This window comes from Faecalicatena contorta (assembly GCF_001404335.1).
GTDB lineage: Bacteria > Bacillota > Clostridia > Lachnospirales > Lachnospiraceae > Faecalicatena > Faecalicatena contortus_B.
The window spans coordinates 1-13,584 of sequence record NZ_CYZU01000090.1 but is presented as its reverse complement, the minus strand read 5'-3'; the positions used below and the strand labels follow the sequence as shown (position 1 = coordinate 13,584).

Below are 13,584 nucleotides of genomic sequence, written 5' to 3'. Positions count from 1 at the left end.
GAGCAAGTCTAAAACGACCAATGTGTAGACCTGGCCGCCGGAAACGGCGGTCAAAAAATGAGCCAGTACTCATGGTTTACCGTATACTTTCAGCAGCCGGAGCACCTTGACAATTTACATATGATTGATTTGCATCATTTGCACGATGTTCTATTTCCGATTTGATATTTTCATTCCACGGTGCCAGGATATCCATCTTTTCATCGTTCATCCTATCATTTGGCATTTTCTCAAGCAGATAAGTAAGATAGTGATAGACGTTTACTCTATTTGCCTTTACCATTTCTACCATAGTGTATACAATGGCACTGGCCTGGGCCTCATTAGGGGTGTCACAGAACAGCCAGTTTTTGCGGCCAAAGGTAAATGGCCGGATCGTATTTCCGCTAAGATTATTTGAGAAGCTGCAGCGTCCATCTTCCAGATAGGCCGTAAGATAGGGCCGGCGGTTCTTTTTATAACTTCTCATGTTTTATCAATCAAAGGTTGTAATCCCCTCTATATTTATAACTCACTTAATAATTTCTTATTTAACCTCTCTTGGAATACCAGCCGAATCCAGATATTTAAGTATTTCTATTTACACTGAAGAATATAAAACAAACCTCTAATTCGTAAATACAGTAAACGATATTGAATCTAAAGAATTTTCTCTTTGTCCATATAAATCCTTTTTCATTGCCATAATTAAGTCTGCATATAATTTATTCTGCTCAGCAGCTGATTTATTTCTAGATGTAAAAAAACTCAAAAAATTAGCTAAGGCTTCCTGCACCCCTTTATCTCCAACTAAATATATAGTTTGTATTCTTTCCGAAAGTATAGTATTAACCTTAGCCCTTTCATTACTATTTACCGCTTTTGCTTCTGCTATACTTTCTAAAAATTCAATATATTACTTTTCTTTTATTTTTCTAAGTTCTACTTTTCGCTCACTTCTTTTGTTTAACATAAATGTAAATGCAGAGCCAAATAATCCTATTACAGCTACAATCGCTGCACTTAGTAGTCCAATAGATGCTATAATAACGTCTGCCTGCTTATCTGAAAGTCCACTAATTATGTTAATTATACAATCTATCATTTGTCATTCCTCCTTACATATATAAACCGAACATCATAATCGCTATCAGGAGATGCACCCCCCAGGCTCTGCTTCCAGATTCAACTGCCATTATAATTCTTACATTTACTGTATTCTCAATTTTTTTAATTCCTCTATAATTCGTTCTTTCATTTCACGTTCCTTTTTATCTTAAAGGCACCGATTTGCCCCGTTTCACTCGCGCAGATCAATAACAGCTAATCCGCCAATCTCTCCCATCTCGTACTTCATTTCTCTCTCAAGCCAGCTAAGATCTTGCCCCTGGCGTTCGACAAAAATCTTTAAGTAATTCGGTATTCCTCTTCCACTGTGCTTAATGCCATATACCCCGTCCTTGTATTGAGAGTCCATTCCCCCTAATTTTATCAATCTCTGATTGAATTTATTCAATAAATGCCCGCTCTTGCTCAGATCCTGAAATAATTTATCTAAAAGAGATAATTTCAATGAATGATTTAGTATCTCTATATCAAATATTTTATGTCTTGGCAAATTAAAAAGAATCTCACTAATACTTCCAGCATCTGATAAAAAACATCCGTTATTGAAGCCATCACACCATCTGAGTGTTTCTTCCTTTATAAATTGAATATTTTTTATTTGTTCTGTTATGTCCGGCTGTGTGGTCGTGTAGAACATATATAATGGATACGCATTTCTATACCTGGCTTCATTCAAAAGCAAATCTATCTGGAATCCATTTTTATTACCATAACTTAATAATGAATAATTATCCTGATTATTTGGCCATAACTTTTTAGCCTGTACCAAAAATCTATACCCATTATACTTATCTTTATAATAAGGATCCGCCGTTAATATCCACCACTCCCAATCCACTCCACTCGTTGATTCTTCATGGCGTGAAAATGCCTTATAATAAATATTCAGATTGCTGCTTGATATATCATATAGCAGCCAATCCGTCAGAGACTCCTCTTTTACATGCGCCTGCTTCAGTAACCATTCATAAATAAAAGCAGAACACTGATGGAACACAAGATCTTCTTCCTCTTCTCCAATAACTACTACTCTTTTCATTAGTGCTTTTCCTCCCGGGTGGTATACGGAATCTCATTCTTTTCACACCATTCTTCCGCAATTTTACATAGCGCCTGGAATCGGTATGCGTAGTATTCTTCATCAATACCCAAGTTTATAATTTCATCTTTAAAATGGCGATAAGCCTTTCTTCCATGCAGTGCCAACAAAAGCCGCTCCTGTTTTCTTTCCGATGTCACTCCCAGCGCAAACGCCTCCATAATCTTCCACTCATGGATTTCATATTGGTTCGGAAGACGTTCATAACAATCCAAAGCATCAATCTCTTCATCTAATTCTTCATCCCGTTCTATCCACATGCCATCCGACAACGCCACTATTTCACCGGTTTCGGTATTTAAAAACTGTTCCCAGCTATCCGTACATGCCTCTAATTCTTCAGCAATATCTTCTATACATATTTGTTTCTTCATTTTGTATATTTATCCTCCGTTAGAATAAAGCACACTGTTATAAAAAGTATTTTGACAGTCCTTAAAACAAGAATTTCAATAACTAATTCTTAAAAGTATTTGGCGACAAATATATACCGAAAGCCCTGCTCTCACTACCTCAGTTCCGTCACTCCCCTACTCCCTCCAAATGTCATCTCCATTAATTCCGCAGCAATGCTCTTACTGCATACCCGCATCAGATTATCCTCTGCATCCTCCTTCGCCAAAAAGTTCATGCTCCCATACCACACAATTTCTTCATCTACAATTACATAATGCTCACAGAATTCCTCCGCAAGCTGAACATAAAATCCCGCTTTCCGCATGCGCTCGTGCAGCTCCATCCAATAGTCGCTCTTCCCATAACCATACGCATCCGGTGCCCAGGTTACAATGGTAACTTTTACACCTGCCTCCTGCCTGCTTCTCAACATTGAAATGATATGGCTGACTTTCTGGCCGCTGATGACCGGACTGGAAATAATGATACTTTTATCAGCATTTATTAAATCCCGATTATAAACATCGGCATAGTTTTCATAATCAAAGATAGCATTTGCGTCCTGCTTTCCATTTTCTGCGTCCGTACAAATCTCATACCCAATCTGTTTATAAGCTCTCATCCGCTTCGCATACATATTGTCAAACATTGGAATATGGCTGTCAACATAGTCGTAAACGATGACATTTTCTTTTCCCTCGTAATCACGGTTCAGGCGCCCGGCATACTGTTCTACAACGCCTTTCCATGCTACCGGCGCTGCCATGATCAGTGTGTCCAGCCTTGGAAAATCAAATCCTTCCCCGACTAATTTACCCGTGGCGACAAGTATCAATGATTCATGATCGGGAATCTTCTGCATTTGTTCCCGTATCGCTTTATGCTCTTTCTTAGAATTATTGCCTGTCATCAGAAATACGTGATCTGCATAGTCATTGAGTTGATGATACAGCCCCTCTGCATGATCTTTATATTTTGTCAAAACAACCGGAGTTCTCCCTTGTAAAACACATGATTTTACATCTTCTATTATCTGCCGGTCTCTCATCTCATTATTTCGGATGATTTCGTAGGCATCATTTGGATGTATTTTCTGTCCTGCACCGCGTGGGACAACTGCTCTTGTAAAACGAGGATAGACCAGATGGCCTATCTTCTGCTCTTTTGCCTTATCCTTGGCAGTAAATTGATATCTGATCGGGCCGATCAGCATATAATTGATTTTTTCAAGACCATCTCCCCTCATCGGCGTGGCTGTCACTCCATAGACATACTTTGCCTTTACTTCATTCAGAATATTTACGATTCTGTCAGAAGCTGAATGATGGCATTCATCAACCATCACCATACCATATTCCGATAATCTGGGATGAAATTCGCCTTTTTTGCAAACAGAACCCACCATGGCAATGTCTATAATACCCGTAGTGGAATCATGCGGGCCCTGAAGCCTTCCGATCAAACTTTTACGCTTTTTCTTCCTTCCTGTTTTTGTTTCATATTCAGGCATTTCTTCTTCAATAACAAGAAATTTTTCTAACGATTCTATCCATTGATCAATCAGCGTTGAGGATTTCAATAAAATGAGTGTACTTGTCTTCCGCTCTGCAATCAATGCACTGCAGACTACCGTCTTACCAAATGCCGTAGCTGCATGCAGGATGCCGTTATCATAATGCAGTAGTTTTTCTACTGCCGGTTCCTGCTCTTTTCTAAGTTCGCCTGAAAAATTAACATTGATATGCCTCCCGGAAGCGCGTTCATCCACAACATCACATGGAATTCCAGCTTCTTTACACTTTTCGATCAGTTCATCTAACAGCCCCCTCGGAATTTCAATATAGCCATTCTCATCCTTTCCAAAATATATCCATCTGGAATTTTCAAAGTTTGATAAGCCAATTGCCTGATTCTTGTAGAAAATTGGGTTGCTGAATGCAGCCAGTTTACGAATATGATTCTGGATAGCCGGTTTCAGATTTATAGTATCGACATATACCCCATTTGACAGAACAACATTTAACTTGCCATCTACATCAGCTACATGGAATTTTCTATTTCTATTCCACGGTTTTGAACGGTTACCATCTTCATTCGCCCTTTCACAGCCATTCTCTGCCACTGTATACTCAGGCTCCCATTCCTTTATCTTTTCCTCAAGAAATTCTTTCGTAAGTCGGGGCGTGCCCATTAATACCGACCACTGATCCGGATATGCATTCCATTTTTCATCAATAAATGCACTATTCCCCTCCAGTAATGCCTTGCCCTGCAACGGAAGTGCAATCAAATTGCCCAAACCGCCTTCCGGCAGGTGATCTTGTGCTGGCAGCATTCTATCATAGTATTTGAAAGATTTTAGATTTACTTCCTCCGCACCTTTTTCAAGTAAAGCGAAACCAAATTTTCTGACTAACGCAGCCGATACCGGCTTATCCAAGAAAATCCATAGATGTGCACCTCTGCCGGAGCGGGAGCGTTCAAGCAGGAAATAGATCCCGTTCAAATCACAGATTCTGCACATCGCATTTACCTCATTCCGCCACTCTTCATCAGTATTCGCAAAATCTTTCTTTTCTGCACTTTTCTCATGGTTATCGAAGTCAAATACTAAGAAACGGCAGGTGTTATCTGTAAGTAAAGGATAAACTCCAATTACATCAGATGCTTCATATGATTTTCCCAATAGATGTGCTTTGATCTGGCGGATCGTAAGCCTGCTCCAGTCCCTGTATTCACAATCCATGCATTTTATTTTCGTACCGCTTTTTCTATAACATCTCTCAGACCAAAAGTTATTGCACTGGGGATAATAATTCACTTCGCCCGTTGATTTCTTAATTGTTCGTTTGCTGTAAACATCCTGGCGTCCCCAGAACCTTGCGTAAAACCGGTTTGCCATTTCATCTGTGATCTGAGCTGGGTGAATGATCCGCCGACCCTGGTTTGGATCGTATTCGTCATCTTCTTCGTATGAGTCAAGCCTTGTGATAGCCTCTGTATATGAAATATTTTCTTTCTCCAGCAGTGCTTTTAATATTTTATTTTCTTTCCGCAGTCTATTTACCTGCTGTCGTAGTTGATCAAGTTCGTCATTACTCATACTCTTACCTCATACCGTTTCCGTCGGTAATGTCAAATTCACTACCTGTTTTTATTGTTAAACCTTGATTTTATGGGAGTTTGCAAAAAATGAGCAATGACCTCCCTTTTTTTGGTATAATGTCAATCGCCAAACCAACCTTATACAAAAGGAGACATTGCTCATGGACATTATAATTTATTTACTAGGCATTATTCAATACCTTTATTAAATGAATTGCTGGTTATTAAATTTTATCTGCAGATATATCCCACTCAAGCAGTGGCTTTTGATGATTCCCATTCTCCCAAATATCAAAAATTCAAAATTGATGAACTCCCACGTGTCACTGACTTCCGGCAGGACTGGACTTACAAGGAACTCATCCCTTACTTTGAAAAATGTTACGCTAAGAAAATACGCCCCGTCAGCCGCCGCTCTGAATGTGACATCCCGGTCAGCTGCATCTGCCCCCGCTGTTGCGCCCCCAAGCCTTTCCTCTACAAGAATAACGGTTCCAAAGGGCAGCTTCTCTGTAAGGTCTGTGATGCAAAGTTCTCTCAAGAGGAAAGCCGCTTCTCTTCTGTAAAACTGCGTTGCCCACACTATGGGAACACCCTGCCAAATTACAACATCTCTGATGGTATGTATGGTACTGTACCCTCTGCCATCACTCTGCAACTTAATCAGCCAGCCTTTTGCTTCCGATAGTTTTACCTTGTCAATCCGCTTGTTTCCAAAAGTTTCTTTCTTGATAATATTGATTACAAAGTTGTAATTCGCCTCGGTATTATGCCTTACACCAGTTTTCTGTGAGATATTTTTTCACCAGTTCTAAAACCGTCATATTTCCAGCATCAGAGAAACTCTATTTTCATCATATCAGAACGCTTACGCAACGTACGACCAACCTTATTTTCATAATCATGTTTATAAATATATTTATGAAGCCAGTTGTTCAATTGCCTGTCATAATAAGTATTATACTGAATCTCTATCGGATAATGGTAATTGCTTAACTGGAAATGAACATGGACTCCTCTATACCCATCATCATTAGCCTTACCATCAGACAAATCCGCTACACGAATATTTTTACAATCGCCAAGATCCAGTATATCTTCATAATTATCACATAAAGCTCGAAATCCCAGCATATCATCAAAAACCTTCCTTGCTTGGCGGTCTGGATAATATTTTTTATATTTTAATCACAATCCTTATTCTCCTTCATATCTTAAAAATATTCTCTCCCCGAATTCTCAATTACTTTATTACGTACTTAGTACCTCTTCCCCTACCTTCAACTTTTATGACACCTTTTTGTCCCATATCTTTCAACAACTGTGTTGTCTTTGATTTGCCAAACGGGACATACGGTGCAATTTCGCTAATTGATTTTAATATTGTTTTACTTAAAACTTTATATATCTTTTTCTCATCTTCCGTTAAATTTAAATTCTCCTCAAAAACCGGAAGTACCATCTTAATTGTATTTTCTGATATTTCAAATTCTGGTTTTTTCAGTCCCTCTTCATAGAGTTGTTTTATTCTTGTAATGCCTGTTCCGAATATCTCAACAAACCCTAATCTATAAAATACGTTTGCAAGATTTCTATTTCTTAGAACTGAAATTTTACCTGATAAATATTCTTCTTCCGTTATTCCGGAGGGCAATCCTCCTGGTGAAATAACTTCTATCCTATCATCAAACATTAGAACTCTTATTTGTGATTCTACATCCCACATTCTATGAATCAAAGCATTTGCAATTGCTTCTCGAAATGCAGCTTCTGGTATTATTTCGATCTTCTTTCTATCGGCTCCCTGTATTTCTTCATATTGATAATAATCTCTAAATACATCTAACGTTTTGTCATATACATCCAATACTGATATCTTTTCAAATGTTGCTCTCTTTTGAATGATACTGATATTTTCACCAAATTTTACCATATCAATTCCCGGAAAATGATTTTTATCTGCCAAAATACCAGCCGCATTATTATATCCATTGAATCTTTCATATAGGTTCAATGTTTTTAATGTATCTTGATTAAATGTTTCGATCTGAATACTTTCTTTTAATTTTTGATGCAAGATTTCGAAAGCTAAATCCTGTTCTTTATATGGCAACTCTTCAAATCCGATGTTTTTTCCTTCCAAAATAAGTCTTGAAAATTCTAGCGTATCTACCTCTATTGTCGCTGTATCGTTTCGCTTATATGCTTTTGATTTGTATAAATACGGCTTTTGACCACCACTTTTTACGGTAAGCTTGATCGTTTTATCATTATTTTGTATTTCCAGAGTATAATTAGGTTGTGGAGAAATACTATCATTAATTTTATTTTCAATGTCCAAACATGCTTGTTTTATGTCCGGCACTCCTTTAATGTTACCAGCGTCATCGATTCCAAAAAAAATTTCTCCTCCATCATAATTTGAAAAGGCACTTACTGTTTTTAAAAACGTGTTTGTAATTGTTTCTTTGAATTCTATAACCCTTGTTTCACGCATGCTGTGCATATCCTTTCCATTTTCTTGTTTATATTATATGCAAAAGTGCGCAAAAAATCAATCGTATTTTTTTGCGATTGATTTTGCGCACTTTTAATACTGTATACTTTTAATACGATAATCAGTTACTATATCATGCAGGGCAATTTGCCCCATTTCACTCGCGCAGATCAATAACAGCTAATCCGCCAATCTCTCCCATCTCAAACTTCATTTCTCTCTCAAGCCAGCTAAGATCTTGCCCCTGGCGTTCGACAAAAATCTTTAAGTAATTCGGTATTCCTCTTCCACTGTGCTTAATGCCATATACCCCGTCTTTGTATTGAGAGTCCATTCCGCCTAATTTTATCAATCTCTGATTGAGTTTATTAAATATATGATCGCTCTTGCTCAGATCCTGAAATAATTTATCTAAAAGAGATAATTTCAATGAATGATTTAGTACCTCTGTATCAAATATTTTATGTCTTGGCAAATTAAAAAGAATCTCGCTAATACTTCCAGCATCTGATAAAAAACATCCGTTAATGCAGTCTTCGCACCGTCTGAGTGTTTCTTCCCCTATGAATTGAATATTTTTTATTTGTTCTGTTATGTCCGGCTGCGTGGTCGTGTAGAACATATATAAAGGATACGCATTTCTATATCTGGCTTCATTCAAAAGCAAATCTATCTGGAATCCATTTTTATTACCATAACTTAATAATGAATAATTATCCTGATTATTTGGCCATAACTTTTTAGCCTGTACCAAAAATCTATAGCCATTATACTTATCTTTATAATAAGGATCCGCCGTTAATATCCACCACTCCCAATCCGCTCCATTCATTGATTCTTCATGGCGTGAAAATGCCTTATAATAAATATTGGGATTGCTGCTTGATATATCATATAGCAGCCAATCTGTCAGAGACTCTTCTTTTACATGCACCTGCTTCAGTAACCATTCATAAATAAAAGCAGAACACTGATGGAACATAAGCTCCTCTTCCTCTTCTCCAATAACTACTACTCTTTTCATTAGTGCTTTTCCTCCCGGGTTAGTGCAATCAAATTGCCCAAACCGCCTTCTGGCAGATGATCTTGTGCTGGCAGCATTCTATCATAGTATTTAAAAGATTTTAGATTTACTTCCTCCGCACCTTTTTCAAGATTGTTATACTCTGCAATAAGACCTGCCTGATATTGCTGTATTATTATCAACCTTTTGTTTCATAAAGCTTTTTACTACTTCCCCATATAAAAAATATCTTAATCCACCGAATCTTGACTCTTCCCAGCTTCTTTTCTTCTCTTCTTCAGCGCAGCCTTCCTCTGGCGCGTTTCATACATATCCCGAATCCACACCTTAACCGGCGCCTTCCACTGCTCCTTGGGACTTGGAATATTCTTGATCAGGCTTTTCGGATTCAGCCCCATTTCTTTTGCCATGCGGATGTCTTCCTCTGACAACCTGCATTTCTTCTTCGCTTCTGCCCATAACTCCTTCTTATATGCCATTTCGATTCCTTTCTGATTATCCGTTGTATCTTTCTTAAATTCTGCCGTATTACTTCAGGTGGCTCATATGAGCCCAGATTTGATAATCTATACTGCGTACATTTATATTTCTATGTTTCTTTTTCAGATATTCAGCGGCCTCGGCAATCATCTTCTGCGCTTCTACCGGTTTTACTTCACGGCTAAAAAATCCATTTAAAAATCGAATTATATGCCTGTCCGGTTTTAACAAACTTGAATCACCGCAGAGCATTTTGAGATAAGCAAGAGAGATTCCGCTTCCCTGTCCTTTTACCGTTTGATACTTCTTTGCAATACTTTCATTGAATTTTTCAGTAAAATCCTGCAGTGTTTCGATACCGTTTTTCTGCATTATTTTTGCACAATTAAGAACAGCCTCTGATTTTAAGATTCCATTTTTACTTGATGTTCTCTGTTCATTTTCTACTACATATCTTGCAAAGTCCAGTACCCCCGTCTCTTCAATATTTTCTATTAATTGACTGATTGTATGCTGTTTATCTGCCGGAGGAAAAGCATCGCTCTGCCTGTACTGCTGAATGTTATATTTTTTACAGTATTTTATTACTACATTGTATGTTGAAGTATAAGTAACACCAATTGAATAAATTGCGTCTAAAAGGCATAGTGGCAGGCATGAGTAAAAATACTCTTTCGGCAGTTCTATTTTATCTAAGTCAAACTGGCTTTCCAAATAATCTGCCAACGTAATATTATCTGACACAAGGTGATCATCTGAATAAGAAGGCATATAGTTCCCATTTTGCATTTGGATTTCCTCTTTTCTATAGTGATTATTTTACCATTTTATTACGTCTAATGTGTTTTCACAATATGCAATACTAAATGCAACTTCTCATATCAGTCTCTACCCATCATAAATATTTTCTATACACTCAGACCGTGTCTTCAAATAGAATGTAAATCTCTGTCTGACAGTTAATTCGAGCTATTCATTCTATTTTTCGATTACTTTTTCTGATAATAGCATTCAGCCATTTTTCTGATTTATGCTCTACCCGCACATCCTCTGTAATCCAGCATTCCTCTAATACATATCCACCTTGTTGCGAAAGTATTTGTAACAATTCTTCCTGTGTAAGATCACAAAAATACCGGTTATCAGACCATCTTTCAGAAATCCCGTATTTCCAGGAGGCATATAGGACGCCCCCCGCTCTTAAGGCAGTCATCATTTTCCTAATTATCTCCGGTAACTTATCTCTCTTTACATGCAGCAAAGAGGCGCAGGCCCATATACCGTCAAACGCCTCTTGATAATCCATATCCTCAAAACGGAACTGCACTACCTTCTGGCCGGTCAGTCGTTCAGCAGCTTTACACATCGACTCTGATGCATCGGCAGCCGTCACCTGATATCCCTGTTGTATAAACCAATAGCTATCGCGACCACTGCCGCAGCCCGCATCCAATATATGCGCACCTGGCTCCATGTATTTTAAAAAGCGGCCGTAAACTTCTGACATATCAGCCTTCCAGGTGTTTTCTATAAATTCCTCTGCATGCTCATTATAATAGGTGATTGTCTTACTATCTTCCATCCGTATTTCCCGCCTTCCATAAACTTTCTGGATTTCTTATTTATTTCAAGGAAGCAGCTACAGAATCAAATCCGCAGGACATTTCCATAATTCATATCCCTGCAGCAAGGCGGATTCATGCAGTGGTTTTAAATTATGTTCAAGTATATTCGTAAATCTTTCCTCCGTGTTTCCCTCGATAAATAAGGTTTCACTTGCCCATATTGCATTGAGATTATCTCTCCTGCAATTTTCGAATTTTTTACGGATACCGGGATTGCTGAAAACAATTTTATATAAGTAATACTGATTGCCAGCCAGCCCCGGAAAATAGCTGTCCCATTCGGGAAGTCTGTTATTCTTGCTGGAATTCAGCCGCTTCTCCATTGGCGTTAAGTTCCATAATTCGTCATTTGCGATGTATGACCGTGGAACAAAGTGATCCAAGTCATAACTTTTAAGATCCAATTCTTTTCCTGAGTAGATATCATATATCGGAGAGCCGCCTGTTTCGACCGCACTCTTCCATAGCTCTCTGGCGTGATGCAATTTCCGGACCTTGTTATTCTCGCGCTCTAATTTATATATGATGCCGGGAACCCCCGGGTTACGGTCCTGCAGAAAACGGATTTTCTTTAATTGGATCCAGCTGTATATTACGGGATAGTTATCCAGAATCAGCTGCCTCCAGTGCGGATTTATTCGGATCTTTTTCTGCAGTCCTTTTCCATCAATAATGGTGTAGAGAAGCGATGTTTTTTCATTCATCCGATTGATATACTCAATCAGCCTCCCCCGCTGGTTCCAAAGTTTGTTCCCGCCTCCGAGCTCATCCAGGAAAGATGACAAAAGCCTGTACGGAACGCAGTTCGTAAGGTTCGTTTTATCACTTCTCAGTTCCTTTTCATTCAGCTTGATGGCCGCTATAATGTCTTCCCTTTCTGCATCTTGTGGTAAATCCGTGTTCTTAGCCAGAGTGTTAATGGCATGTTCAAGAAAATTCTCTGTTTTGTTTTTTATAACCGGTCCCAGATGGAGGTGAAAACAGGTGACTGTATACCAGGCCCCGCAGATCATTTCATTAATAATAGCATCAAAACTTACCACTTCGTTATCCCTAATTAAATTCAGGATTGCTTCGAGCCAATAGAATTTATAACACTGGGAAGGGTCATCCAGCATTTTTGCAAATTTAATTGTATCTAGATTATTTTCATAAATAATTTCTGAATCCAATTTTAATTCCATACTCATGTTTCCACCAATCCCTTACCTGACAAATTTACCGCCGCTCAATCCGTCATCGATCTTCTTTTGTATATGAATCAAGCCGTTATTTTCCCAGAAGCTCATAATAGAATATATACTGCTGCATAACCCCTTCACAGCCCTTATACCGCCTTTTCGGAAACCCTTTCGGATAATGCTGTTTTAATGCCTGATTAATATTGAAAAATCCCTTTCCCCGTAAATTCAGCGTTCTTGGGATTTTATTGTTACTAACGTGTTACTAACCGGATAAGTTTTATCGGTTCTGATTGATGCTATTATACAGCAAGTATTAAATAATTACCATTACAAATATGGTTCTGGATAGCCGGACAGTTTAGATTCACTAAATAGCAATTTGGGCGGCCTGTCTTACACTGCGCAACGGCTTCCGGACGTTACTGGGGAGTACAATGCCAATAACATCTTGTACCATAACGGTAAGCTACTATATCCGGAGAATTATGCAAACTCAGCTTTCCTGATTGCGCTCAATAGTTCTGTCTCACTTGGAAAAGCTACATTATATATGGCAATGCTTGGAACTGAGTCAACCGCAGCAGGAGTATCAATTGTGCGGTTGGACTCGTCAGCCGCAGCAAGTGAATTGTATCCTAAATTAGAGCGGACAACCAGCGGGCGCTTATATGTGGTATGGTCCCAATCAAGTACTGCTCTGATCCGTGCAAATATATTTAGGTTATTTTGACCTGTTAACTTATTTCATTATGTAGCATTCGGAGACGTTTATTCCTGATGTCGAGGTCAGATCCCCGCCAAACGGCGTAATACTTGTCTCGGCATCCACACTGGACATCTGGAATACAAACCCAGCGGTCGGATTTATGTTAATCCTTCGGTAGATCCCGTACATAGGGGTATTTGTGGTTGGGCGGAAAAGAGTATATTCCTGACCTTGCTTCATTGTGGTTTTGGGGTATCCTGCAATCCGAACCCAAACAAATTTACCAAATGTTGTCACTTGCATATTGACGTAAGCCCCTTCGATTGTTCGGGTTTTTGGTTCGTTCAAATTGCTATTTAGT

Annotated in this window: 13 protein-coding genes and 6 pseudogenes; 1 reads left to right on the top strand and 18 read right to left on the bottom strand. The window is 38.6% G+C overall.

The window, feature by feature from the left end; translation table 11 throughout:
• Positions 1 to 76 precede the first annotated feature (76 nt).
• From ARB69_RS24525 to ARB69_RS24505, 7 genes and pseudogenes are all read right to left on the bottom strand, one after another.
• Positions 77 to 463: pseudogene (locus tag ARB69_RS24525) on the bottom strand (IS66 family transposase); the annotation flags it as partial.
• 144 nt (positions 464 to 607) lie between these two features.
• A complete protein-coding gene (locus ARB69_RS26965) occupies positions 608 to 775 on the bottom strand; it encodes a hypothetical protein (protein ID WP_154253421.1) in 168 nt (55 codons plus the stop codon).
• A 120-nt stretch (positions 776 to 895) separates the two neighbouring features.
• Positions 896 to 1,084, bottom strand: coding sequence for a hypothetical protein (locus tag ARB69_RS24520; protein ID WP_055155288.1), 189 nt, complete (start codon positions 1,082 to 1,084; stop codon positions 896 to 898).
• 8 nt (positions 1,085 to 1,092) lie between these two features.
• Positions 1,093 to 1,214: pseudogene (locus ARB69_RS28400) on the bottom strand (DNA polymerase beta superfamily protein); the annotation flags it as partial.
• A 65-nt stretch (positions 1,215 to 1,279) separates the two neighbouring features.
• Positions 1,280 to 2,146, bottom strand: coding sequence for a DUF6615 family protein (locus ARB69_RS24515; RefSeq protein WP_055155287.1), 867 nt, complete (start codon positions 2,144 to 2,146; stop codon positions 1,280 to 1,282).
• Positions 2,146 to 2,580 (bottom strand): UPF0158 family protein, encoded by a 435-nt coding sequence (locus ARB69_RS24510; RefSeq protein ID WP_055155286.1) that lies wholly within the window; start codon positions 2,578 to 2,580, stop codon positions 2,146 to 2,148. Before ARB69_RS24510 ends, ARB69_RS24515 begins: the two co-directional genes overlap by 1 nt.
• 134 nt (positions 2,581 to 2,714) lie before the next feature.
• Positions 2,715 to 5,705 carry a TOTE conflict system archaeo-eukaryotic primase domain-containing protein gene (locus ARB69_RS24505; protein ID WP_055155285.1) on the bottom strand — a complete coding sequence of 997 codons (2,991 nt, stop codon included), beginning with the start codon at positions 5,703 to 5,705 and terminating at the stop codon, positions 2,715 to 2,717.
• Positions 5,706 to 5,916: 211 nt separating this feature from the next.
• On the opposite strand from ARB69_RS24505, the pseudogene ARB69_RS28395 reads away from it, so the two are divergent.
• Positions 5,917 to 6,305, top strand: a pseudogene (locus ARB69_RS28395) (transposase); the annotation flags it as partial.
• A gap of 6 nt (positions 6,306 to 6,311) precedes the next feature.
• Here the strand turns inward: ARB69_RS28395 and ARB69_RS28390 are convergent.
• The 11 genes and pseudogenes from ARB69_RS28390 to ARB69_RS24455 form a co-directional block, all read right to left on the bottom strand.
• Positions 6,312 to 6,537, bottom strand: a pseudogene (locus tag ARB69_RS28390) (transposase); the annotation flags it as partial.
• 4 nt (positions 6,538 to 6,541) lie between these two features.
• The gene (locus ARB69_RS24495) at positions 6,542 to 6,841 is read right to left on the bottom strand and encodes a hypothetical protein (RefSeq protein WP_157355730.1); all 300 of its coding nucleotides are present in this window, start codon (positions 6,839 to 6,841) and stop codon (positions 6,542 to 6,544) included.
• Between the two features lie 109 nt (positions 6,842 to 6,950).
• On the bottom strand, positions 6,951 to 8,204 hold the full coding sequence (locus ARB69_RS24490; protein WP_055155283.1) for an ATP-binding protein: 1,254 nt from the start codon (positions 8,202 to 8,204) through the stop codon (positions 6,951 to 6,953).
• 157 nt (positions 8,205 to 8,361) lie between these two features.
• A complete protein-coding gene (locus ARB69_RS24485; protein WP_055155282.1) occupies positions 8,362 to 9,228 on the bottom strand; it encodes a DUF6615 family protein in 867 nt (288 codons plus the stop codon).
• Positions 9,229 to 9,248: 20 nt separating this feature from the next.
• Positions 9,249 to 9,359: pseudogene (locus tag ARB69_RS28540) on the bottom strand (TOTE conflict system archaeo-eukaryotic primase domain-containing protein); the annotation flags it as partial.
• Positions 9,360 to 9,458: 99 nt separating this feature from the next.
• The gene (locus tag ARB69_RS24475; protein WP_050640594.1) at positions 9,459 to 9,707 is read right to left on the bottom strand and encodes a hypothetical protein; all 249 of its coding nucleotides are present in this window, start codon (positions 9,705 to 9,707) and stop codon (positions 9,459 to 9,461) included.
• A 49-nt stretch (positions 9,708 to 9,756) separates the two neighbouring features.
• Entirely contained in the window at positions 9,757 to 10,497 is a 741-nt protein-coding gene (locus ARB69_RS24470; protein ID WP_055155280.1) for a hypothetical protein, read from the bottom strand.
• 184 nt (positions 10,498 to 10,681) lie between these two features.
• Positions 10,682 to 11,290, bottom strand: coding sequence for a class I SAM-dependent methyltransferase (locus ARB69_RS24465; protein ID WP_055155279.1), 609 nt, complete (start codon positions 11,288 to 11,290; stop codon positions 10,682 to 10,684).
• A gap of 57 nt (positions 11,291 to 11,347) precedes the next feature.
• Entirely contained in the window at positions 11,348 to 12,517 is a 1,170-nt protein-coding gene (locus tag ARB69_RS26330) for an HNH endonuclease domain-containing protein (RefSeq protein WP_055155278.1), read from the bottom strand.
• Between the two features lie 85 nt (positions 12,518 to 12,602).
• Positions 12,603 to 12,719: pseudogene (locus ARB69_RS28385) on the bottom strand (8-oxoguanine DNA glycosylase); the annotation flags it as partial.
• Positions 12,720 to 13,256: 537 nt separating this feature from the next.
• A partial coding sequence (locus tag ARB69_RS24455) for a hypothetical protein (protein WP_207643126.1) occupies positions 13,257 to 13,584 on the bottom strand: 328 nt, incomplete at its 5' end.